Raw genomic sequence first — 22,838 nt, forward strand, 5'->3', positions numbered from 1 at the left:
TAAAAAGCCCCTGTCACTTACACGGTGACAGGGGCTTTTTCGTGGGGCTGAACAATCAGTCCTTGTCGCGAGCCAGCAGAGGCTTGAGGTAGAAGCCGGTGTGAGACTGCTTCATCTCCGAGACTTGCTCCGGTGTGCCGACCGCAATGATCTGCCCACCTTTGGAACCGCCTTCCGGCCCCAGGTCCACCAGCCAGTCGGCGGTCTTGATCACATCCAGATTGTGCTCGATCACTACCACCGTGTTGCCGTGGTCACGCAGGCGATGCAGCACATCCAGCAATTGCTGAATATCCGCGAAGTGCAGGCCTGTGGTCGGCTCGTCGAGGATGTACAGCGTCTTGCCGGTATCACGCTTGGACAGCTCGCGAGACAGCTTGACCCGCTGGGCCTCGCCGCCCGACAGCGTCGTCGCCGACTGACCCAGCTTGATGTACGACAGGCCAACATCCATCAGTGTCTGCAGCTTGCGCGCCAGGGCCGGTACCGCGTCGAAGAACACCCGCGCTTCCTCGATCGTCATCTCGAGGGTTTCGTGGATGCTCTTGCCCTTGTACTTGATCTCCAGGGTTTCGCGGTTGTAGCGCTTGCTCTTGCACACGTCGCACGGCACGTAGATGTCCGGCAGGAAGTGCATCTCCACCTTGATCAAGCCATCGCCCTGGCACGCTTCGCAGCGGCCGCCCTTGACGTTGAACGAGAACCGGCCAGGCCCGTAGCCACGGGAGCGCGATTCCGGCACGCCGGCGAACAGCTCGCGAATCGGCGTGAACAGCCCGGTGTAGGTCGCCGGGTTGGAGCGCGGTGTGCGGCCAATCGGGCTTTGGTCGATATCGACCACCTTGTCCAGGTGTTCCAGGCCCTTGATGCTGTCGTGAGCGGCGGCTTCCAGGGTGGTCGCGCCGTTCAGTGCAGTGGCACTCAACGGGAACAGCGTGTTGTTGATCAGCGTTGATTTGCCCGAACCGGATACACCGGTCACACAGGTCAGCAGGCCCAGCGGGATCTCCAGGTCGACATTGCGCAGGTTGTTGCCACGCGCGCCCTTGAGGTGCAGTGCCATCTTCTTGTTGCGCGGGGTGCGTTTGGCCGGCACGGCGATCTTCACGCGACCCGACAGGTACTTACCGGTCAGCGAGTCAGGATGCGCCATCACTTCAGCCGGCGTGCCCTCGGCGACAATATGCCCACCGTGAACACCCGCTCCCGGGCCGATATCGACCACATAATCGGCCAGGCGAATCGCGTCTTCATCGTGCTCGACCACGATCACCGTATTGCCGATGTCCCGCAGGTGCTTCAGCGTGCCCAGCAAGCGGTCGTTGTCCCGTTGATGCAATCCAATCGACGGTTCATCGAGGATGTACAACACGCCCACCAGGCCGGCACCGATCTGGCTGGCCAAGCGAATCCGCTGGGCTTCACCGCCGGAAAGCGTGTCGGCACTGCGGTCCAGCGACAGGTAGTCCAGGCCCACGTTGACCAGGAACTGCAGCCGTTCACGAATCTCCTTGAGGATCTTGTCGGCAATTTCCCCGCGGCGGCCCGTCAGTTTCAGCGTGCCGAAGTATTCGCAGGCATCGCCAATCGGCAGGTTGGTCACTGCCGGCAGGGTCTTCTCGCCAACCCACACATGCCGCGCCTCACGGCGCAGGCGTGTGCCACGGCAATCCGGGCAAGGCTGGGTGCTGAGGAACTTGGCCAGTTCCTCGCGCACGCTGGCGGACTCCGTCTCGCGGTAGCGCCGCTCCAGGTTCGGCACGATGCCTTCGAACGGGTGCGAGCGTTTGACGATATCGCCACGGTCGTTCAAATACTTGAAGTCGACGTTCTGTGAACCGCTGCCGTGCAGGATGAATTTCTGCTGTTCGGCGGGCAGTTCGTTGAACGGCACTTCCAGGCTGAACTTGTAGTGCGAAGCCAACGACCCCAGCATCTGGAAGTAATAGACGTTACGCCTGTCCCAGCCACGTATCGCACCCTCCGCCAGTGTGAGGTCACCGTTGACCAGGCGCTTGATGTCGAAGAATTGCTTAACCCCCAGGCCATCACAGGTCGGGCAAGCGCCGGCCGGGTTGTTGAAGGAAAACAGCTTCGGTTCCAGCTCGCTGATGGCATGGCCGCAGATCGGGCAGGCGAAGCGCGCGGAGAAGATGATTTCTTCCCCGGGTTCGTCGTCCATCGGCGCCACCAGGGCAATGCCGTCTGCCAGCTTCAGCGCGGTCTCGAAAGACTCTGCCAGGCGCTGCTGCAAATCGGCACGCACCTTGAAACGGTCGACGACCACATCAATCGAGTGCTTCTTCTGTTTATCCAGCTTCGGCGCTTCGTCCAGCTCGTAGAGCTTGCCGTTGATGCGGGCACGCACGAAACCCTGGGCACGCAGTTCTTCAAAGACCGAAAGGTGTTCACCCTTGCGCTCGCGAATCACCGGTGCCAGCAGCATCAGCTTGGCGCCCTCCGGCTGGGCCAGCACCAGGTCGACCATCTGGCTGACGGTCTGGGCTTCCAGGGGAATGTCGTGGTCCGGGCAGCGGGGAATACCCACGCGGGCATACAGCAGGCGCAGGTAGTCGTAGATCTCGGTGATGGTGCCCACGGTGGAACGCGGGTTGTGGGAGGTGGATTTCTGTTCGATGGAAATCGCAGGCGACAGGCCTTCAATGGTGTCGACGTCGGGCTTTTCCATCATCGACAGGAACTGGCGGGCATAGGCCGACAGGGATTCCACGTAGCGGCGCTGGCCTTCGGCGTACAGCGTGTCAAACGCCAGGGACGACTTGCCGGACCCGGACAAGCCGGTGATGACGATCAGTTTGTCCCGTGGCAGGGTCAGGTCGATGTTCTTCAGGTTGTGGGTTCGAGCCCCACGAATCAGGATCTTGTCCAAGATGGCCTCGCACGGCGGGCGTAAATAATGCAGGAGTATACGGCTAAAGACTGGATGAATATACACTGTCAAAGTGCCGGGTGCAGCCTTACATGAAAGCTGCGCGGCAAACCGCCGCATATACCCTCTCAATCGATGGGACTGGTAGAATCGCCGCCGGTTCACACGAGGTTTATCCATGCACGATCCCCACAGCGAACGCATGAGTGGCAGCGAGACCCGCGCAGCAAGCGGTCTGGCCCTGGTGTTCGCATTCCGTATGCTTGGCATGTTTATGGTGTTGCCGGTGCTGGCAACCTATGGAATGGATCTCGCAGGAGCGACCCCGGCCCTGATCGGCCTGGCGATTGGCGCCTATGGCCTGACCCAGGCGCTGTTTCAGATTCCGTTCGGCGTCATTTCCGACCGCATCGGCCGCCGGCCGGTGATCTACCTCGGCCTGATCGTCTTCGCCCTGGGCAGTGTGCTTGCGGCCAATGCCGACTCTATCTGGGGCGTGATCGCCGGACGCGTCCTGCAAGGCGCCGGCGCGATTTCCGCCGCCGTCATGGCGCTGCTCTCCGACCTGACCCGCGAACAACACCGTACCAAGGCCATGGCGATGATCGGCATGACCATCGGTCTTTCGTTCGCAGTGGCGATGGTAGTCGGCCCGCTGCTGACCCGCGCGTTCGGCTTGCACGGTCTGTTCCTGGCCACCGGTGGCATGGCGCTGTTCGGCATCGTGATTGTCGCCTTCATGGTTCCGCATTCCACGGGGCCGTTGCAGCACCGTGAGTCGGGCGTCGCCAAGCAGGCATTGCTGCCGACACTCAAGCACCCGGACCTGTTGCGCCTGGATTTGGGTATCTTCGTATTACACGCGATGCTGATGTGCAGCTTCGTCGCCTTGCCCCTGGCCCTGGTGCAAAAAGCCGGGTTGCCCAAGGAGCAGCACTGGTGGGTCTATCTCACCGCGCTGCTGATTTCGTTCTTCGCCATGATCCCGTTCATCATCTACGGCGAGAAGAAACGCAAAATGAAACGAGTTCTGTTGGGCGCCGTCGCGACACTGATGCTCACTGAGCTATTCTTCTGGCAGTTCGGCGACAGCCTGCGGGCGCTGGTGATCGGCACGGTGGTGTTCTTCACCGCGTTCAACCTGCTGGAGGCTTCACTGCCTTCGCTGATCAGTAAGGTTTCACCGGCCGGCGGCAAAGGCACGGCGATGGGCGTGTATTCCACCAGCCAGTTCCTCGGTTCTGCACTGGGCGGGATCATGGGCGGCTGGATGTTCCAGCATGGCGGTTTGTCGGTTGTGTTCCTGGGATGCGCAGGTCTGGCTGCCCTCTGGCTAGCCTTTGCTGTTACCATGCGCGAACCTCCCTATGTGACGAGCCTGCGCTTGCCGTTATCGCCCGAAGCGATCCGCGAAGCCGGTCTGGTCGAGCGCCTTAAGGCCGTTGTTGGGGTTACGGATGCTGTGGTTGTTACTGAAGAAGCCGCCATCTACATCAAATTGGACACCGAATTATTGGATCGCGCGACGCTCGAGCAACTGGTCAACCCAGTGCCGACAGCGCGCCCAGCCTAGGAGAACGTTATGGCCCGTGGGGTTAACAAAGTCATATTGGTCGGTACATGCGGCCAGGATCCCGAAGTTCGCTACTTGCCGAACGGTAACGCCGTGACCAACCTGAGTCTGGCGACCAGCGAGCAGTGGACCGACAAGCAAACCGGCCAGAAGGTCGAGAAAACCGAATGGCACCGTGTGTCGATGTTCGGCAAGGTTGCAGAGATCGCCGGTGAATACCTGCGCAAAGGTTCGCAGGTCTACATCGAAGGCAAGCTGCAAACCCGCGAGTGGGAAAAAGACGGCATCAAGCGTTACACCACTGAAATCGTGGTCGACATGCAAGGCACCATGCAACTGCTGGGCGGCCGTCCACAGGGCGACCAACAGGGCCAGGGCGGCATGTCCAACTCGGCACCGCGTCCACAGCAGCAGTCCCGTCCGCAGCCAACCCAGCAGCCACAGCGTGAGTCGCGTCCAGCGCCACAGCAGGCCGCTCCTCAGCCGGCAGCCGACTTCGACAGCTTTGATGACGATATTCCGTTCTAAGGTCGCTTGAGACCCAGAACTGTCGCGTAACACCAGAAAACCCCCGGTGGCCTTGGCCCCGGGGGTTTTTCATTGCGGACACGGCAATCCGCTAAACGTCAGTAGAAGCGGCGCTCACCACCAACTCCCGAAACCTCTCCAATACCGACGACGTATCACCTACCCGGGTAGCCAGGTGCAACGGCGCCACCAGGCTCCGGCACTCCGAAAGCTCCCGATAAACAATCCCGTCGCCCCGCAACCGTTGCATTGAGGCAGGCACAATCGAAACCCCAAGCCCCGCAGCCACCAGGCTCAACGTCGCCGTCATGCGCGGCGCCTCTTGCACAACTTGCGGGCTGAAACCCGCTTCGCGACACGCCACCAGAATCGCGTCATACAACCCAAGCCCTACCCGGCGCCGATACAGCACAAACGCCTCGGTGGCCAATGCCGCCAACGGCAGCGGCGTCGACGGGTTGATAGCCAGTGGGTGGTCGGTAGGCAGCGCCAGCAACATTGGCTCCACCAGAATTGGCTGGTCCTGCAACGCCTGCGTCCCGCTCAGCGGCGAGCGAATGAACGCCGCGTCGAGCTTTTCGTGCAGCAACGCGTCCAGCAGTTCACCGGTACCGGCTTCTTCCAGTACCACTGAAACGCCGACAAAGGTTTCCCGAAACAGGCGCAGTACGCTGGGCACAAACGGATGCAAGGCGGCAGAGCTGGTGAAACCAATCGCCAGGCGTCCGCGCTCACCTCGGGCGGCGCGGCGCACAATGTCGGCCACACCATCGACGCTGGCCAAGATATGCCGCGCCTCTTCCAGCAAGGCCAGCCCCGCAGTGGTCGGGCGCACGCCTCGTGGCAGGCGCTCCATCAGCACCACACCCAACTCGGCTTCAAGACTTTGCAACAGGCGGGTCAGCGGCGGTTGCTGCATGCCCAGACGTTCTGCCGCGCGGGTGATATAGCCTTCTTCGGCAATCGCGACAAAGGCCCTGAGCTGCCTGAGTTCCAGCATAGGGATACTTTTCAGGTATGGGAGATGATCAATCGTGGCATTTGTTCTCATGGATCACAAGATTTAGGCTGTCCTCACTCCTCACAGAAGAAGGAATGCCGCAATGACCTGGTCAGCCAAGCAATACTCGATGTTCGAACAACAGCGCACTCGTCCCGTCCGGGATCTGGTAGCGGCCATCCCTGAGGGTGATGTGCGCACCGCCGTCGACCTGGGTTGCGGCCCGGGCAATTCGACTGAAGTCCTGGCTGATCGCTTTCCGCAGGCAGTGGTCACCGGCATGGACAGTTCCGATGACATGCTGGTCGACGCCCGCAAGCGCCTGCCCGCGTTGACTTTCGAATTGGCTGATATTGGCGCCTGGAACCCGGCGCAGAAATTCGACGTCATCCTCGCCAATGCGTCGCTGCAATGGCTGCCTGATCACGCCACGCTGTATCCGCATTTAGTCAATCAACTGACCTCCGGCGGCACCCTGGCGGTGCAGACGCCCGACAATCTTGACGAGCCGGCCCACAAGCTGGCGCGGGAAGTCGCGGCGGACGGCCCGTGGGCCGCAAAGATCGGCAGCGTCAAACACAATGAACGCCATACCGCGAGCTACTACTTTGAGTTGCTGAGCCAACACTGTTCCACCGTGGATGTATGGCGCACCACTTACCACCATCCGCTGGCAGGTTCCGCCGCGGTGGTGGAGTGGTTCAAGGGTTCGGCGTTGCGTCCATTCCTGGCGCCCCTGACCGAGTCAGAAAGGAACGCCTTCCTCGACGAGTACCTGGCGCGGATCACCAAGGCTTATCCAGCGTTGGCCGATGGCACTGTGTTGCTGCCGTTTCCGCGCCTGTTCATCATCGCTACCCGGTAAGCGCGGAGAAGGTCAATCGGCGGACAAGAACTGTTCCGCCGACACCACGCTCGCATAAGCAAACCCCAGCGACGACATAAACGCCGCATGCACCTGGGCTGCCGGCACGACGCTGCCATTGAATTCCAGGTCCCGCGTGGCGCAGGCATCGTGGATCACGGTCACGCTGTAGCCCAGGTCCGACGCGGCGCGCACCACGCCGTCGATGCACATATGGCTCATGCTGCCCACCACCACCAGCTCGGTGATGCTGCGTTGTTCCAGCAGGGCCCGCAGGTTGGTTTCGCGGAACGCATTGACGAAATGCTTGAGCACCACCGGCTCGTCGGCCTGGTTCAGCACCTTGGGGTGCAGGTGTGCACCTTCCGAACCCGGGGTGAAGAAGGGGGCATCGTCGGAGGTGAATTCGTGGCGTACGTGAATCACCGTATCGCCTGCCTGGCGAAATGCCTGTAGCACTTGCTGCGCCTTGTCTGCCGCCGCGTCCACTCCGTCTAGCGGCCACTTGCCCTGGGGGAAGTAGTCGTTCTGGATATCGATTAGGATGAGCGCTTGCTTGGCCATGTTGGTTTCCTTGTGAGGGTTGATGCGTCCAGTATCCTGGCTGGCGTGACGCCTGGGGATTGGCCGCACCGACAATAACAGAGGGAAAACTGACAATGGCGATCGTCGAGCTCGGCGTGCTGATCTACAGTGGTGCGCAAATGGCTGCCGTGCATGGCTTGACCGACCTGTTCGCGGTCGCCAACCGGATTGCGACCGAGCATCAGTCCGAGCAACTGCCGTCCCTGCGCATCAGCCACTGGCAGGCTGAAACAGGCGGTGCGCCGACCCGTGTATTCGATAGCGAGCCCGGTAGCGGGGATAGGTTGACGGCCTTGCTGATTCCACCCTCCATTGCCGGCTTTTCCGAGGGCCAGGCGTCCGCCGAATTGCTGGATTGGCTGCGCCAGCAACATCGCTCCGGGACCATTCTGGGCGGGGTGTGCGTAGGTTCGATCCTGATGGCGGAAAGCGGCCTGTTGGACGGTCGCAGCGCCACCACGCACTGGACGTCGGCGAAAACCTTCGCCGCCCGTTATCCGGCGATTCGCCTGGAAGCCGACAAACCCATCGTCGACGACGGCGACTTGATCACCACCGCCGGCCTCATGGCCTGGTCCGAATTGGGCCTGCGCCTGGTGGACCGTTTGCTCGGCCCGAGCATCGCTGCCAGCACCGCGCGTTTCCTGGTGATCGAACACAGCGACAGCGCCAGTGAATGCGGCAGTAACTTTGCGCCGATCCTCGCCCATGGCGACGCTGCGATTCTCAAGGTGCAACATTGGCTGCAGGCCAGCGGTGCGGTGGATGTTTCGTTGGCTGCCATGGCGCAGGAGGCGGGACTTGAGGAACGCACCTTCCTGCGACGGTTCCGCGCCGCCACCGGTTTGAAACCCACCGAATACTGCCAGCACCTGCGAGTGGGTAAGGCGCGGCAGATGCTGGAGTTCACCAACGGCACCATTGATCACATTGCCTGGACCGTGGGTTACCAGGACCCCGGCGCCTTCCGCGCCACCTTCAAGAAAATCACCGGGCTGGCGCCAAGTGATTACCGCAGCCGTTTCGGCGTGACGCCCACCAAGGCGCAAGCCTGAATCGTGCAGAACGCCGCGACACCTCGAGCACTTCGTGCAGAATAAAACAGGCCAAGTGCTATCGCTTTTCCCGCAACTGATTGATTCCCCGCGCGTTTAAACAAACGCCGCCTTGGCTTGATCCCTGCAACCGTCTCCCTACACACATGGCAGAACAGCCAAGGGGGACGCATGACCCCGACAAATCGCAAAAAAATCGTTGTGGCGCATTCGATTCGCCCGCACGCGCCGTTGCACCAAGTCGAAACCAACCGCGCGCTGGCCCGTTGGCTGGCGCACGTCCTCGGGCTCAAATATGGCGGCAGCTATAACCCTGAGCAGCACAGTGGGCGCGACCTCTATCTATTGCCCACTCAGACGCTGGTGGGCGCGGCCCAGGCGCGGCAATTCGGCGTCAAAGGCCCTGAGGATTTGTGGGGCGGCTACGTCGATCACGATTTCATCTGCACCAAGGCCATCAGCCACGGTTTGCTGAATAAAAACGCGGTTGCGCCCGAAGGCTGGTCGCCGCTGTTTTCCGAGCGCATCCGCAATGTGGTGCTGGATGGGTTGAGTGTGCACGCCCTGGCAGATGCGCGGCCGGCGGCGACCCATTTGCTGTACACCGGGCCGATCCGTCTCAAGCCTGTGCATGCCTGCGCCGGTCGCGGCCAGGAAGTGATCCGCAGCCTCGACGAGTTCGATGCCATCCTCGCGCGCCCTGATGCGGCGCAATTGTTCAGCGACGGCGTGGTGCTGGAGCAGGACCTGAGTGACGTGGTCACCCACAGTGTCGGCCAGAGCTTTATCGGCGATCACGTCATCAGCTACTGCGGCGATCAATACCTGACCCGGGACGGGCAGGGCGAAGAGGTCTATGGTGGTTCCAACCTGTTGGTGGTCCAGGGCTACTACGAAGACCTGCTCAAGCTCGACCTGCCCGCTGACGTGCGCCTGGCCATCCAGCAAGCGCAGGTCTTCGATAACGCGGCGGATGAGGCCTATCCCGGGTTCTACGCCTCGCGGCGCAATTACGACATCGCCCAGGGCCTGGACAGCGACGGCCAACGCCGCAGCGGCGTGCTCGAGCAGTCCTGGCGCATGGGCGGGGCCAGCAGCGCGGAAGTCGCGGCGCTGCAAAGCTTCGTCAACAACCCCGGGCTGCGGGCGATTTATGTCTCGTCGGTAGAAACCTACGTCGACCAGCCACTGCCCGCTGACGCGATCGAGGTGTACCGGGGCCCGGCAGAAAACAGCGACTTTCTTCTCAAGTACGTGACGGTCAAATCCTATGACGGCTAGAAGCGAAACCATTGCCATTGATATCGACGACGAACAGATGAGCGGGACCTTCCTCAGTCCCAAATCGAAAGTACCGGGGGTGTTGTTTGTGCACGGCTGGGGCGGGAGCCAGGAGCGTGACCTGGAACGCGCCAAGGGTATCGCCGGGCTCGGTTGTGTATGCCTTACATTCGACCTGCGCGGCCATGCCGGCAACGGCATTCCGTTATCCCGCGTCACCCGCGAAGACAACCTGCGCGACCTGCTCGCGGCCTACGACCGCCTGTTGTCACACCCGGCCATCGACACCTCGGCGGTGGCGGTGGTGGGCACCAGCTACGGCGGTTACCTGGCCGCCATCCTCACTTCGCTGCGCCCCGTGCGCTGGCTGGCTTTGCGGGTGCCGGCGCTGTACCGCGACCAGGAATGGCTCAAGCCCAAGCGCGACCTCGATAAAGCCGACCTGATGGATTATCGCGGCACCTTTGTGCACGCCGAAACCAATCGCGCCCTGCATGCTTGCGCGGCGTTTACCGGTGATGTGTTGATCGTGGAGTCGGAGACCGACGACCACGTGCCCCACGCCACCATCATGAGCTACCGCGCCGCCTGCCAGCAGACGCATTCGCTGACTCACCGGATTATCGACGGTGCGGATCATTCCCTGAGTGATCCGGTTTCCCAGCAGGCCTACACCTCGATCCTGGTGGACTGGATTACCGAGATGGTGGTGGGCGAGCGCTTGAGCATCATCCAGTCGTAGGCGTTTTCTTCACGCGCAATGCCTTGGCCTTGGCTTCGACCGCGAGGTACATCACCAGGGCCACCAGCAGCGGCAGGATGAAGTAGATTGCGCGGTAGGCGATCAGCCCCGCGAGCAGACTGCCGCGGGACGCTTCGTGCTGCAGCAAGGCAATGAAGACAGCCTCCAGCACACCAAGCCCCGCCGGGATGTGTGTGACCACTCCGGCAATGCTGCTGATCAGCAACACCCCGAGCACCACGGGGTAATCCAGCTGCTTGGGCAGCAGGGTAAAAATCACCGCTGCCATCAGCGACCAGTTCAGCGCGCCGAGCGCCAACTGCAACACTGCCATGCGCAGCGACGGCAGGCTGATTTCAATCCCGCGTATCGACCATGCGCGCTTTTTCGACAAGCGACAGGCCAGCAGGTAACCCAGGCTCGCCAGTACCAACAGCACGCCGACGCCTTGCAACGCACCGCTGCTGAGCTTCCACCCCGGCGGCAATGTCACCAGCCCGCTGCTGAATACCGCGCCGGCGATCGCCATGTAGCCGAACCAATTGGTGGCCAGGCTCAAGCCGAGGATCTTCGCGATGTTCCCGTTGCTCACCCCGAGTCGGGAATACAACCGATAGCGCATGGCGATGCCCCCAACCCACGCGCTCAGGTTGAGGTTGAACGCATAGCTGATGATGCCCACCGGCAAAATCTGCTTCCAGCCCAACGGCTGGCGGATGTAGGTGCGGCCGATCAGGTCGAAGCACGAATACACCAGGAAACTGCACAGGGTCAGCGCACCCGCGATGAGCAGCGTGCGCAGCTTGAAGTCGCCCAGGGTGTCGAGCACTTCGCTCCAGTCGATACGCCGGGCGAGCAGGGTGAACAACACGATCAGCACCAGGAAAAACACCACCGTCAGCGGTTTTTTCCAGCGTTTCAAGAAGCCGGGGCGAGCGCTTTCTTCAGCGATGCGAGCTTGGGTCATGATCCGCACGCTCCTCAAGAACGAAGGGTTTCAACCTCGGCTTGTGGGCCGGCAACCAGCCGGTCCACGACGGAAAATGCCGCAGCACATGGAACACCACGAAACCCACGGTCACCCGCCAGAACCAGCCGCGAGGCGCGCGGTTTTCCGGCATGGTCTTGCAGTGGTTCTGGCTCAGGTATTCCAGGCGCTCGAACAACTGCTGGTTGAAGGCACGATCACGAACCAGCACATTCGCCTCCAGGTTCAGCGACAGGCTCAGCGGGTCGAGATTGCTCGAACCCACCGTGCTCCACTCTTCATCCACCAGCGCCACCTTGCCGTGCAACGGACGCTGGCAGTACTCGTGGATCACCACGCCTTCCTTGAGCAAATAGTCATAGAGCATGCGTGCCGCCAGCTTGGCCAGCAGCACATCCGGCTGGCCCTGCATGATCAACTGCACGTGCACGCCGCGCCGCGCGGCATTACGAATTTCCCGCAGCAGGCGGTAGCCGGGAAAGAAATAGGCGTTGGCGATCACCACCCGCCGCTCGGCCTTGCGCAGGGCGTGCAGGTAGGCCTCTTCGATATCGGTACGGTGTTGCAGATTGTCCCGGTAGATCAGCCGTACCAGGCCATCGCCTTCGCCGGCAGCCCATGGCGACGGGCGTTGCTCGCGCCGCCAGCCGCGCCGCTTGCGCACACGCCGGCCACTTTGTGCGAGGGCGAAATGATGCAGGTCGGCGACTGCCGGGCCCTGCACCTGCACGGCATAATCCTGCTTGGCCTCGGGGCCGAAATCCCCCAGGTGATCCGCCGAGAAATTGATCCCGCCGATAAACGCCACACTGGCATCCACCACCACAATCTTGCGGTGCAAGCGGCGAAACCAGTTGGTGCGAAAACCCAATGTCTTGCTCGCCGGGTCGAACATCTGCACGGTCACGCCGGCCTGGCTCAATTCGCTGAGAAACCCCGGTGTCAGCTCGCCACAACCAAAGCCATCGAGGCTGGCGACGACCTTGACGCCACGCTGCGCCGCCTCGATCAAAATGCCTTTGAGCTCGTGGCCGACCTTGTCTTCGAAAAGGATAAAGGTCTCCAGCAAGATCTCCCGCTGGGCCTGGCGCATCGCCTCGAACACTTTGGGAAAGTAGGCCTCGCCGTTCTCCAGCAACTCGATCTGGTTACCGCTCTGCCAGCCGTAATCCAGGTCCCGGGCCACGGCATCGTCCGGCGGTTGGTCGGTCGCGATGTGTTCCACCGCGACCTTTTCCAGTGGTGCGCTGTTCATAGCTCGATCTCCACCGACAGCGGCGCATGGTCCGACAAGTGTGACCACGGGCGGCTGGTCAGGACTTGGGGCTGATGCACCTTGAGGTTGCGCACATAGATGCGGTCCAGCGGCAGCAGCGGCAGGCGCGCCGGGAAGGTGCGGGCCGGCTTGCCGTGGGTTTCGATAAACACTTCCCGCAGCCCGCAGTGGGCGAGATCGGCGCGCTGGCGCCAGTCATTGAAATCACCGGCGACAATCACCGGCGCGTCGGCGGGAATCTCGGCGACCCGCTGCGCGATCAGGCGCAGTTGCTGCTGGCGATGGACTTCCCGCAGCCCCAGGTGCACGCAGATGGCATGCACGTCCTGCACGTTGCCCGGCAAGCGCAGCACGCAATGCAGCAGCCCGCGACTTTCGTGGCCGCTCTGGGAGATGTCGAGATTGTCGTAGCGGATGATCTGGAATTTCGACAGCAACGCATTACCGTGGTCGCCATGGGGATACACCGCGTTGCGACCGTAGGCATATTGCGGCCAGATACTGTCGGCGAGGAACTCGTATTGCGGCATGCTCGGCCAGTTACTGTAGCGCTTGGGGTGGCGTTCATGGGTGCCGTGGATTTCCTGAAGGAACACCACGTCGGCGGCCACACTGCGAATCGCCTCCCGCAACTCGGGCAATATGAAGCGCCGGTTGAGCGCGGTGAAGCCCTTGTGGGTATTGACCGTCAGCACCCTGAAGCGGGTGATGGTTTCGGTGGGCGTGGTTGGCATCAGTTCCGGATGGGTCATGGCAACACTCCCGTGTCCGGCAACTTGCCGGGTTCGGTGGCCAGTGCCTGGTCCAGGCCAAAACGCTGCAGTAATTGGCGCGCATCGAAGGGCGCGCGCACCTTGATGTCGTTATCGAAGTAGCAAAACACCTCGCGCTGCTTGCGGGCGCGGGGTTTGTGCTTCGGGTCGATCAACTGTGCATCGGCGGGTTGTTTGCCGTGGCTCCAGCGTTCGATGCGATCGCCCCAGCGCTTGAGCGCTTCGGGCGTATAGCCGCTGGCATACAGCGCTTTGTCCCCATGCAGGCGCAGGTACACAAAGTTGGCCGTGACGTCTTCCAGGTAAGGCCACTTGCCGGCTGTGTCCGCCACCACCAGGGCCACGCCGTGCTTGTCGAGCATCTCGACAAACTCCGGCACGGCGAAACTCTTGTGGCGAATCTCCACCGCATGGCGCAGTGGCTTTTTACCGTGGGCTTGCAGGCTCGCCTTGCCGTTCAGGCGCGGCTCATGCTCGCGGGCGAGGGCGGCGGCCTGCTGGGTAGTGGTGGGTAATTCGGCGAGAAAGGCTTCAAACAACGGCGGGTCGAATTTGAAACTGGGCGGGAACTGCCAGAGGATCGGCCCGAGCTTTTCCTTGAGTTCCAGCACCCCGGAGGCGAAGAAATTCGCCATCGGCTTGTGCACCTCCCGCAGCCGCAGGATATGCGTGATGTAGCGCGGCGCCTTGACGCTGAACACAAACCCTTCAGGCGTGTCGCCATACCATTCGGCATAGCGCTTGGGTGTTTGCAGCGCGTAGAACGAGCCGTTGATCTCGATGCTGTTGACCGCCCGTGAGGCAAACTGCAGCTCGCGCTTCTGGGTCAGGCCCTCGGGGTAGAAATCCCCCCGCCAGGGCGTGTAGCGCCAGCCGGAAATGCCGATATGAATCGCGGCCATGATGACTCCCGTGGGTTAACTGTGTGGTGACCTCCGTTTTAGGGTGACTATGATGATCGGGAGAAAGTTTCGACGGTCCTACAGACGGCACCTCTCAAAATGTGGGAGCGGGCTTGCTCGCGAAGACGGTGGGTCAGTCGATATCTCTGTTGACTGACACACCGCTTTCGCGAGCAAGCCCGCTCCCACATTGGGTTCTTTATCGCTGCGGGATCAGTGCCCGCCAACCACCCGGGTCGAGCTCTCGGCATATACCGGCCCCAGCCGGTCAAGGCGCCCGCTCCAGGCCGTCAGCGCCAAGGCCACCAACACCACCGAGCCGCCAGTCCACGCCGTGTGGATCAAGCCCATGTGGGCGACGATCATGCCGCCGGCCCACGCGCCACCGGCAATCCCCAAGTTGAACGCCGCGATGTTCAGGCCCGAGGCCACGTCCACCGCATTCGGCGTGTGATGTTCCGCCTGGCGCACCACATACACCTGCAAGCCCGGCACATTGCCGAAAGCGACCGCGCCCCACACCAGCACAGTGGCCAGGGCCAGCCATGGATTACCCGCGGTGAAGGTCAGCACGAACAACACAGCGGCGAGCAGGGCAAAGATGATTTTCAGGGCGCTGATCGGGCCGCGTTTGTCGGCCAGCTTGCCGCCCCAGATATTACCGATGGCCACCGAGATGCCATACACCAGCAACACCAGGCTGACGGTGCCGGCGCTGAACCCGGAGATGTCCTGAAGGATTGGCGCCAGGTAGGTGAACGCGATGAACGAGCCGCCGTAACCCACCGCCGTCATGGCGTACACCAGCAGCAGCCGTGGTTGTTTTAATACTTGCAGTTGTTGCAACAGTGACGCGGGTTTGCTGTGGGCGATGTTTTTCGGTACGTAGAGCAGGCTGCCGATAAACGCGATCAAGCCCAGGGCCGAGACGGCGAGGAAGGTTTCGCGCCAGCCGAAGTGCTGGCCGATAAACGTCCCCAGTGGCACACCGGTCACCAACGCGACGGTCAGGCCGGTAAACATGATGGCAATCGCGCTGGCGGCTTTTTCCTTGGGCACCAGGCTTGTGGCGATCGTGGAGCCAATCGAGAAGAACACCCCGTGGGCCAGGCCGGTGACGATCCGTGCCAGTACCAGGGACTCATAACTCGGCGCTTGCCAGGCCAGCAGGTTGCCGAGGGTGAACAGCACCATCAGCGACAACAGCAGCAGTTTGCGTGGCACTTTGCCGGTGAGGGCGGTGAGTACCGGCGCGCCGATGGCCACGCCCAGGGCGTAGAGGCTGACCAGCAGGCCGGCGGACGGCAAGTCGACACCCAGGTCGGCGCCGATGGTGGGTAACAGGCCAACGATGACGAACTCGGTCGTCCCGATGGCAAAAGCGCTGAGGGTCAGCGCGAGCAAGGCAATGGGCATGGCTGCAACTCCGGTGGGTTTCAATCAGGAGCGCAGTCTCGGGGTTCGGCTTGTGCGGAAAAAGCCAGGTATTGGCATTTGATATTTGCCTGGGGCGCACGGATCGAAGTATACGGGGAACGATCAGGCGTCAAACCCGTCAGTTCCTTACAGACCCTTCTGAAGGAGCCCGGTGTTTTGTTGAATTTAAAGACTGTGCTACTGCTCGGCACGCTGCTGTTCTGCGGCAGCGGCGCGCTGCAAGCGGCCACTGCCCCCGCGGCTCCAGAGCCTGCCGCCCCGGCGAAGCCGGAACTTTTGGTAGAAGGCGGCCTGCTCGGCGCCATCAGCTCCAGCATCGATGATGTGCAGGACAAGCTCGACCTCAACCAGAACCTGGTCGACGCCTGGCGCCTGCGGGCCGACCGGGCGGCAGATGAGGTGGACAAGCTGGTCAACCAGCCGTCCGAACGTTCCTCGTGGAGCGTGGCCGGGGATTTCCTGTTGTTGTCCGGGGTGTGGATCGGCGCGTTCGCCGCGCTGACCCTGCTGGGGCGCTTTATCGTCAAGCGCCTGAGCCTGCAGCGGCATATCGCACCTCGCCAGCGCCTCCAGGCGTTGCTGGGTTACCTGATTCCCTACACGATACCGGCGCTTATCTGCCTGCCATTGACGCTCTACGTCAGCCACTTCCTGCCCACCTCGGTGGGCCGTGCGCTGGCGCTGTGTTTTGCCTACGCCACCAGCAGCGGCATTTTCTCCACCTCGATCCTGTTGTGCGTGATCGTCATGTTCAACGTCGGCCACAAGCGCCCGGCGGTGCAGATTATTCGGGACTACTGCCCCAAGCCGCTGTTCCTGATCGGCTTCCTTGCCGCCCTCAGCGATGCGCTGACCAGCCCACAGATCGCCCGCCAACTGGGGGGCAATATCACCGCCAGCGTCGCGATCTTCACCGGGCTGTTTGCCTCGGTGATCTTCGGCATGCTGGTGATTCGCCTGCGCCGTCCGGTGGCGCATTTGATCCGCAACCGGCCCCTGGCCCAGCGCCTGAAACACCCGGCGGTGCAGCAATCACTGCGGGTGTTTTCCGGCCTGTGGTATTGGCCGATCCTGCTGATGGTGCTGGTGTCGGCGATCAACCTGATCGGCGCCGGCGACGACAGCCAGAAAGCCCTGCGCTGTGCGCTGTTCACCACGATCCTGCTGATCGGCACGGTGTTCCTCAGCACGGTGTTGCAGCACCTGTTCCAGTCCCGCAGCACGGTGGCGGTGCAGCGCAGCAGCGCCTACAAAGAGCGTTTCCTCAGCCTGCTGCACGCGCTGTTGCGCATCGTGATGGCCATCGCCTTTATCGAAATCCTCGGGCGTATCTGGGGCGTTTCGCTGTTTGAGTTTGCCCAGCGCAACTCCGTGGGCCGGGCCATCAGTGATTCCCTGAGCAGCATCGGTTTGATCCTGCTGGTGACCTGGCTGTTCTGGGTGGTGCTCGACACGGCGATTCAGGAAGCATTGAAACCCCCGGTCAACAAACGCTCCAGCCGCCAACCCAGCACGCGGGTGAAAACCATCCTGCCGCTGCTGCGCAACGCAGTGAAAATCATCCTGGTGGTGATCTGCGCGATCACCACCATGGCCAACCTGGGGATCAACGTCGCACCGCTGCTGGCGGGTGCCGGGGTGGTGGGCCTGGCCATTGGTTTTGGCTCCCAGCAACTGGTGCAGGATGTAATCACCGGGCTGTTCATCATCATCGAAGACACCCTGTCGATTGGCGATTGGGTGGTGCTCGACTCCGGCCACGCCGGTACCGTCGAGGGGCTGACCATCCGTACCCTGCGCCTGCGGGACGGCAAGGGGTTTGTGCATTCGGTGCCGTTCGGGCAGATCAAGGCCGTCACCAACCAGTCGCGGCAATTCGCCTATGCGTTCTTCTCGGTGCAGTTCACCTACGACACAGATGTCGACAAGGCCGTGGAACTGATTCGCGAGGCGGGGCAGTCGATCCGCGACGACGTGTTCCTTAAGTACAACCTGCAAGGGCCGCTGGAGGTATTTGGCGTCGACAAGATGGACCTCAACGGCGTGGTGCTGACGGCGCAGTTCCGCACGGTGTCGGGCGGGCAATATGCGGTGAGCCGCGCGTTTAACCAGCGCTTGAAAAAGCTTGTGGATAACTGTGCCTTTGTTCACTTCGCGCAAACTTATCCACAGCAGGTGATGCTGCCGCAGCGGGTCGGGCAGCAGGTGGATGAGCCGGAGGAAGAAGTGCCTTCGTCGGTGGTGCTCACTGAGCAGCCAAGAACCCAATAGTTTTGTGTTAAGGCCGCCGGCCTCTTCGCGAGCAAGCCGTGGTTACGGGCACTGCACAAGTCAGTGTCTGATCAGTTTTTCCCGCACCAACCCGGCCTCCTGCTGATCCAACTCCAGCAACATCTGCTGCTTGCCGGCAATCTCCACCGCCGCCGGCAAACCATCCCGGTACACCAGCCGATTACCGCTCAACGCCGGCACCTTGCTACCCGGCAGCAGCGTACCGACCAGGTTCAGCGGATCCGCCCCACACACGGCAATCAAGCTGCCATCGTGAGGCCGCCGCCGAACTTCCCGCAGCAGCGGAATCGCTTCCGGCAACGCAAACTGTTCCCCCGCCAAACCACTTACAAACCGCCCGCCCCGAATCTCGCCCCGGGCCTCCAGCCGGTGGAACGTACGCAGCAATTCGCGCCAACTGGGCAGCCAGTCCGCCTCGCGCTCCAGCAGGCGCCAGAACACCACCCCGTAGCGGCGCAGCAAGGTCATCGCCACATGCTCCAGCGTCTCGGCCGAGTGAGCCCCCGGACGTGTGCCGTCCGCCACCGGTGCCCGCCGTACCAGGGCCCAACGCCCGGCATCGTCCATCCCGCCGACAAACGCGCCACGCCCGCGCCGACTGCTGCGGGCCTGACGTTTGCTCGCCGGCGTGGTCAGGGCGCGCAGGCCGGCAAAACTGTCGGCGTTCGCCAGCCCCGCGCCCACCAGTTCCTGCAACGCGGTTTCCAGTTCGCTGCGCAGCAGATGGGCTTCGTGGATCAATTCATCGAAAAACAGCGCGCCGTTTTCCCGCAGCGCCTGATGGACTTTCTGTGCCTTGGGCGACAGCTCGGTGCTGTCCGGCGCTTCGGTCAGTCCACTCCATAATGGCACCTGGCTGCGGGGCAACAGCACCACTGGCGTGCTGCGCAGGGCCGTCGCGCCGGCCTTGTTGCTCAGGCGCGTCCAGACCACTTTGCCGCTGCGGCACAAATCGTCCAGCCAGTGGGGCGCGTAATCCTTGATTCGTGCGCTGAGCAAATCGCTGTCCCAGGCCGAAGTGGCTGCGGCGTACCCTTCCAACTGCGCGACGATTTGCGGCAACACGGCGCTGCCCTGGCCGCGGGTACCGTTCGACAGGTGCTGCCAGTCGAACAGAAAACGCATGAAATCCTGCAACGCCACCGGCTCGATTTCCCGGCGCAGGCGCTTGACCGTGTAGCGGTGAATGCGCGCCAGCAGGTGGCGTTCGCACCATTGTTCGGCGCTGGCGCCGGGGCTGAAACGGCCGCGCAGCACGTAGCCTTCGCTCTCCAGCCGCGCGAGTGCCTGTGATACGTCGGCCACCGGCAAGGCCAGGGGCGCGGCGATCTCGATCAGCGTCAATGGGCCGAAGCCGCTCAGGCGCGCCCGCAGCACTTCCACCAAGGCTTCATCGAAGGTCCAGGGCTCATCGAAACCGGGCAACAGCGGCAGGTCATTCGGGTAGATCGCCGCTAAACAGCTCAAGCGCTCCAGAGCGGCCCAAACGGCCTGGTCGGTACCGCTCTGCAATCGGCTGGCGCGCCCACCGTCGGCCAGGGCTTGCAGCCATTCTGCCCACTGCGCCGTGACCTCCGATTCGACAATGCACGCCAAACTCATCAGCGCTTCATGCATCTCGTCCAGGCCATTGGGCGCCGGCCAGGCTTCCTCGCACACACCGGCAATCGCTTCGGCATCCAGCGCGCCAAGGTCATCAGTGCTTTGCGGGTCGCTCCAGCGCCGGTTGAGCACGGCCTGGGTGCGGCGCTCCTCCAGCGGAGCGTCGTCGAGAAAGGTGTAGGGGCGGGCGCTGAGAATCTCTGCTGCCAGTGGCGACGGCGCCGGCAGATCACGGCTGATCAGGCGGATTTCGCCGCGCTCCATGCGCCGCAACAGGGCCAGCCAGCCTTCGCTGTCCATGGCCTCGTGCAGGCAGTCGTCGAGGGTTTGCTCCACCAGCGGATGCTCGGGCACTTCGCGCTCGCCGGCGAGGTTTTCCAGGCAGGCGATCTGGTCGGGGAACACACTGGCGATCAGGTCTTCACTCTTCATGCGCTGGATCTGCGGCGCCACCTTGCGCCCACCGGTGTAGCGGGGCAACGCCAGGGCCACCCCGGCATTCCAGCGCCAGCGCACGCCGAACAGCGGTGCATCCAGTACCGCCTGGATCAGGATGTGCTCGGCCGTGTTGCTGTTCAGGTAGCGCCACACCTCATCCAGCTCAAAGCTGTGACTGGTGGACAGCGACAACACGATTGCGTCCTCGCTGGCGGCGGCTTGCAGTTCGAAATTGAAGGTGCGGCAAAACCGCTTGCGCAGCGCCAGGCCCCAGGCGCGGTTGATGCGACTGCCGAACGGCGTGTGGATGATCAATTGGGTGCCGCCGGACTCGTCGAAAAACCGTTCCATGATCAACGTGTCCTGGGACGGCAGCGCGCTCAGCGCCAGCCGCGCCCGCGCCAGGTAATCCAGCAGTTGTTCGGCGCTGGCCAGGTTCAGGCCGAGGGTACCGGTGAGCCAATCGAGCGCCGGTTGCAGGTTACCCGGCGTGGCGCCCAGCAGCGCGTCCAGTTGCCCCTGAAAACGCGCCACGGCAAACGACAACTCGGCACTGCGCCCCGGTGCTTCGCCGAGCCAGAACGGAATGGTCGGCGGCTGGCCGTGGGCATCCTCGACCCGCACCTTGCCGGGCTCCACTCGCAGGATGCGGTAGGAGGTGTTGCCCAGCTGGAAGATATCGCCGGCGATGCTTTCCACCGCGAAGTCTTCGTTGACGCTGCCGATGTTCAGGCTTTGCGGCTCAAGCAGCACGCTGTAGTCGGCGTTGTCGGGGATGGTGCCGCCGCTGGTCACGGCGGTGAGCTTGGCGCCCCGCCGGCCACGCAGGGTGCGGGTGATGGCGTCGCGGTGCAGGTAGGCGCTGCGCAGACCCTGGCGCCCGTTGTAGCCTTCGGCGAGCATTTGCAGCAGTGCCTGATAGTGACGCTCATCCAGCTCGGCGTAGGGCGAGGCGCGGCGGAGCAGCGTGAGCAGGGCCTGTTCCTGCCATTCCTGGCAGCTGACTTCGGCGATGATCTGCTGGGCCAGCACATCCAGCGGCGCAACCGGGATCAGCAAGGTGTCCAGCTCGCCCCGGCGCACGCAGTCGAGCAGGGCGGCGCATTCGATCAGGTCGTCGCGGGTGGTGGCGAACAACCGGCCCTTGGGCGTGCCGCCGACCTGATGCCCGGAGCGTCCGACCCGTTGCAGAAAACCGTTGATCGAGCCGGGCGAGCCGATCTGGCACACCAGGTCGACATCGCCGATATCGATCCCCAGTTCCAGCGACGCAGTGGCGATCAACACCTGCAGCTCACCGGCCTTGAGCCGTTGTTCGGCGTCCAGGCGCATTTCCTTCGCTAGGCTGCCGTGGTGGGCGGCGACGGCGTTTTTGCCCAGGCGCTCGCTCAAGTGCCGGGCCAGGCGTTCGGCCAGGCGCCGGGTGTTGACGAAAATCAGCGTGGTGCGGTGTTGTCTGGCCAGTTCGGCGAGGCGGTCGTAGACCAGCTCCCACACGTCGTTGGCCATGACGGCCGACAGCGGCACCGGCGGCACTTCGATATCCAGGTCCCGTGGGCGTGCGTGGCCGATATCGACGATCTCGCAAGGCCGGCCGGTGCCCACCAGAAAGCGCGACACCGCCTCGATGGGCTTTTGCGTGGCCGACAGGCCGATGCGGGTCAGCGGTTCGCTGCACAAACCCTGCAGGCGCTCCAGTGTCAGGGCCATGTGGCTGCCGCGCTTGCTGGCGGCGATGGCGTGGATCTCATCGACGATCACCGTGCGGGTGCTGGCAAGCATCTGCCGGCCGGAATCCGAGCCGAGCAGCACGTAGAGCGATTCCGGGGTGGTGACCAGGATGTGCGGCGGGTGCTTGCGCATCAGGGCGCGGTCTTTCTGTGGGGTGTCGCCGGTACGCACGGCGGTGCGGATCGCCAGCGGTGGCAGGTCGAGGCGCTGCAAGTGCTCGGTGATGCCGGCCAGCGGGGTTTGCAGGTTGATCTGGATGTCGTTGGAAAGAGCCTTCAGGGGCGAGACGTAGACCACCAGCGTTTGGTCTGGCAGTTGGCCGCCATTGGCTAGGCCTTGGTGCACGAGATCGTCCAGCACCGCGAGAAAGGCAGTCAGGGTCTTGCCGGAGCCGGTGGGTGCGGCGATCAGTGTGGAACGGCGCTGGCGGATCAGCGGCCACGCCTGGGCCTGGGCGGCGGTCACCGACGGGAACGTGCTGCGGAACCAGGTGCTGACGGCGGGGTGGAAACCGTTCAAGACCGTGTCCGTTGATTCAGGAAGGTTCATCCCCAATTTATGCGGCCGGCCCTGGCAACTTGCAACCCCGGGATGCATTCCCTGTGGTGAGGGATCTTGCTGCGGTAAGGGAGCTTGTTGTGGCGAGGGAGCTTGCAGTGGCGAGGGAGCTTGCTCCNNCAAGCTCCCTCGCCACAAGAAGCTCCCTGGCCACAGCAAGCTCCCTAGCCACTGCATGCTCCCTGGCCATAAAAAGGCTCTCTCTACCTAAACCCCCCGGCCGCAATCGGCGGCGCACTTTATAAGTGACGGTTGCGCTACAAACCCGCAAAATGCAACGATTCTGGCAAATGCCAACGGCATGGCTCACAAGCCTGTCGAT

The 22,838-nt window shown here is 62.7% G+C and carries 16 protein-coding genes; 7 read left to right on the top strand and 9 right to left on the bottom strand.

From position 1 onward, the window contains the following. Positions 1-55 precede the first annotated feature (55 nt). Positions 56-2,890: an excinuclease ABC subunit UvrA gene (uvrA, locus tag HX873_RS07770; RefSeq protein ID WP_003210046.1), complete on the bottom strand. Its 2,835-nt coding sequence runs from the start codon at positions 2,888-2,890 to the stop codon at positions 56-58. Positions 2,891-3,068: 178 nt separating this feature from the next. Between uvrA and HX873_RS07775 the strand changes: the two genes are divergently transcribed. Together HX873_RS07775 and HX873_RS07780 are read left to right on the top strand one after the other, a co-directional pair. After that, positions 3,069-4,463 carry an MFS transporter gene (locus HX873_RS07775; RefSeq protein ID WP_003210044.1) on the top strand — a complete coding sequence of 465 codons (1,395 nt, stop codon included), beginning with the start codon at positions 3,069-3,071 and terminating at the stop codon, positions 4,461-4,463. A gap of 9 nt (positions 4,464-4,472) precedes the next feature. Next, positions 4,473-4,991: a single-stranded DNA-binding protein gene (locus HX873_RS07780; RefSeq protein WP_003210042.1), complete on the top strand. Its 519-nt coding sequence runs from the start codon at positions 4,473-4,475 to the stop codon at positions 4,989-4,991. 91 nt (positions 4,992-5,082) lie between these two features. Here the strand turns inward: HX873_RS07780 and HX873_RS07785 are convergent, their stop codons facing one another. Next, positions 5,083-5,991 carry a LysR family transcriptional regulator gene (locus tag HX873_RS07785; RefSeq protein WP_177008886.1) on the bottom strand — a complete coding sequence of 303 codons (909 nt, stop codon included), beginning with the start codon at positions 5,989-5,991 and terminating at the stop codon, positions 5,083-5,085. 103 nt (positions 5,992-6,094) lie between these two features. Between HX873_RS07785 and tam the strand changes: the two genes are divergently transcribed. Further along, complete coding sequence (gene tam / locus HX873_RS07790; protein ID WP_177122535.1) at positions 6,095-6,856, top strand: trans-aconitate 2-methyltransferase; 762 nt, start codon at positions 6,095-6,097, stop codon at positions 6,854-6,856. A 12-nt stretch (positions 6,857-6,868) separates the two neighbouring features. On the opposite strand, the gene HX873_RS07795 is transcribed toward tam, so the two are convergent. Then, positions 6,869-7,420, bottom strand: coding sequence for a cysteine hydrolase family protein (locus HX873_RS07795; protein ID WP_102370002.1), 552 nt, complete (start codon positions 7,418-7,420; stop codon positions 6,869-6,871). Positions 7,421-7,515: 95 nt separating this feature from the next. Here HX873_RS07795 and HX873_RS07800 point away from each other — a divergent pair, with 95 nt between their 5' ends. The 3 genes from HX873_RS07800 to HX873_RS07810 all read left to right on the top strand — a co-directional run bounded on the left by HX873_RS07800 (position 7,516) and on the right by HX873_RS07810 (position 10,519). Beyond that, positions 7,516-8,496, top strand: a complete 981-nt coding sequence (locus HX873_RS07800) for a GlxA family transcriptional regulator (protein WP_008436451.1) — start codon at positions 7,516-7,518, stop codon at positions 8,494-8,496. Positions 8,497-8,667: 171 nt separating this feature from the next. Next, positions 8,668-9,777 (top strand): DUF3182 family protein, encoded by a 1,110-nt coding sequence (locus HX873_RS07805; RefSeq protein WP_177122536.1) that lies wholly within the window; start codon positions 8,668-8,670, stop codon positions 9,775-9,777. Further along, positions 9,767-10,519 carry a S9 family peptidase gene (locus tag HX873_RS07810; RefSeq protein WP_003210032.1) on the top strand — a complete coding sequence of 251 codons (753 nt, stop codon included), beginning with the start codon at positions 9,767-9,769 and terminating at the stop codon, positions 10,517-10,519. The genes HX873_RS07805 and HX873_RS07810 overlap by 11 nt, the downstream gene beginning before the upstream one ends. On the opposite strand, the gene HX873_RS07815 is transcribed toward HX873_RS07810, so the two are convergent. The 5 genes from HX873_RS07815 to HX873_RS07835 form a co-directional block, all read right to left on the bottom strand. Then, the gene (locus HX873_RS07815; protein ID WP_003210030.1) at positions 10,506-11,486 is read right to left on the bottom strand and encodes a lysylphosphatidylglycerol synthase domain-containing protein; all 981 of its coding nucleotides are present in this window, start codon (positions 11,484-11,486) and stop codon (positions 10,506-10,508) included. The genes HX873_RS07810 and HX873_RS07815 overlap by 14 nt on opposite strands. Beyond that, a complete protein-coding gene (clsB, locus tag HX873_RS07820; RefSeq protein ID WP_003210028.1) occupies positions 11,464-12,762 on the bottom strand; it encodes a cardiolipin synthase ClsB in 1,299 nt (432 codons plus the stop codon). The genes HX873_RS07815 and clsB overlap by 23 nt, the downstream gene beginning before the upstream one ends. Then, positions 12,759-13,535, bottom strand: coding sequence for an endonuclease/exonuclease/phosphatase family protein (locus HX873_RS07825; protein WP_003210026.1), 777 nt, complete (start codon positions 13,533-13,535; stop codon positions 12,759-12,761). The genes clsB and HX873_RS07825 overlap by 4 nt, the downstream gene beginning before the upstream one ends. After that, the gene (locus HX873_RS07830) at positions 13,532-14,458 is read right to left on the bottom strand and encodes a DUF72 domain-containing protein (RefSeq protein ID WP_177028969.1); all 927 of its coding nucleotides are present in this window, start codon (positions 14,456-14,458) and stop codon (positions 13,532-13,534) included. Before HX873_RS07830 ends, HX873_RS07825 begins: the two co-directional genes overlap by 4 nt. Before the next feature lie 213 nt (positions 14,459-14,671). After that, the gene (locus HX873_RS07835) at positions 14,672-15,874 is read right to left on the bottom strand and encodes an MFS transporter (RefSeq protein ID WP_177122537.1); all 1,203 of its coding nucleotides are present in this window, start codon (positions 15,872-15,874) and stop codon (positions 14,672-14,674) included. Positions 15,875-16,051: 177 nt separating this feature from the next. Between HX873_RS07835 and HX873_RS07840 the strand changes: the two genes are divergently transcribed. Further along, on the top strand, positions 16,052-18,166 hold the full coding sequence (locus HX873_RS07840; protein ID WP_177122538.1) for a mechanosensitive ion channel family protein: 2,115 nt from the start codon (positions 16,052-16,054) through the stop codon (positions 18,164-18,166). 60 nt (positions 18,167-18,226) lie between these two features. Here the strand turns inward: HX873_RS07840 and HX873_RS07845 are convergent, their stop codons facing one another. Beyond that, the gene (locus HX873_RS07845) at positions 18,227-22,507 is read right to left on the bottom strand and encodes a DEAD/DEAH box helicase (protein ID WP_177122539.1); all 4,281 of its coding nucleotides are present in this window, start codon (positions 22,505-22,507) and stop codon (positions 18,227-18,229) included. Between the last annotated feature and the right edge of the window lie 331 nt (positions 22,508-22,838).

It is taken from the genome of Pseudomonas sp. P7758 (assembly GCF_013386485.1).
Classification (GTDB): domain Bacteria; phylum Pseudomonadota; class Gammaproteobacteria; order Pseudomonadales; family Pseudomonadaceae; genus Aquipseudomonas.

What these genes read in the sequence shown, in the direction of transcription:
- HX873_RS07775 (WP_003210044.1), top strand. Translation starts at nt 3,069, where the DNA reads ATGCACGATCCCCACAGCGAACGCATGAGTGGCAGCGAGACCCGCGCA.
- HX873_RS07780 (WP_003210042.1), top strand. Translation starts at nt 4,473, where the DNA reads ATGGCCCGTGGGGTTAACAAAGTCATATTGGTCGGTACATGCGGCCAG.
- HX873_RS07785 (WP_177008886.1), bottom strand. Translation starts at nt 5,991, where the DNA reads ATGCTGGAACTCAGGCAGCTCAGGGCCTTTGTCGCGATTGCCGAAGAA.
- tam (WP_177122535.1), top strand. Translation starts at nt 6,095, where the DNA reads ATGACCTGGTCAGCCAAGCAATACTCGATGTTCGAACAACAGCGCACT.
- HX873_RS07795 (WP_102370002.1), bottom strand. Translation starts at nt 7,420, where the DNA reads ATGGCCAAGCAAGCGCTCATCCTAATCGATATCCAGAACGACTACTTC.
- HX873_RS07800 (WP_008436451.1), top strand. Translation starts at nt 7,516, where the DNA reads ATGGCGATCGTCGAGCTCGGCGTGCTGATCTACAGTGGTGCGCAAATG.
- HX873_RS07805 (WP_177122536.1), top strand. Translation starts at nt 8,668, where the DNA reads ATGACCCCGACAAATCGCAAAAAAATCGTTGTGGCGCATTCGATTCGC.
- HX873_RS07810 (WP_003210032.1), top strand. Translation starts at nt 9,767, where the DNA reads ATGACGGCTAGAAGCGAAACCATTGCCATTGATATCGACGACGAACAG.
- HX873_RS07815 (WP_003210030.1), bottom strand. Translation starts at nt 11,486, where the DNA reads ATGACCCAAGCTCGCATCGCTGAAGAAAGCGCTCGCCCCGGCTTCTTG.
- clsB (WP_003210028.1), bottom strand. Translation starts at nt 12,762, where the DNA reads ATGAACAGCGCACCACTGGAAAAGGTCGCGGTGGAACACATCGCGACC.
- HX873_RS07825 (WP_003210026.1), bottom strand. Translation starts at nt 13,535, where the DNA reads ATGACCCATCCGGAACTGATGCCAACCACGCCCACCGAAACCATCACC.
- HX873_RS07830 (WP_177028969.1), bottom strand. Translation starts at nt 14,458, where the DNA reads ATGGCCGCGATTCATATCGGCATTTCCGGCTGGCGCTACACGCCCTGG.
- HX873_RS07835 (WP_177122537.1), bottom strand. Translation starts at nt 15,874, where the DNA reads ATGCCCATTGCCTTGCTCGCGCTGACCCTCAGCGCTTTTGCCATCGGG.
- HX873_RS07845 (WP_177122539.1), bottom strand. Translation starts at nt 22,507, where the DNA reads ATGAACCTTCCTGAATCAACGGACACGGTCTTGAACGGTTTCCACCCC.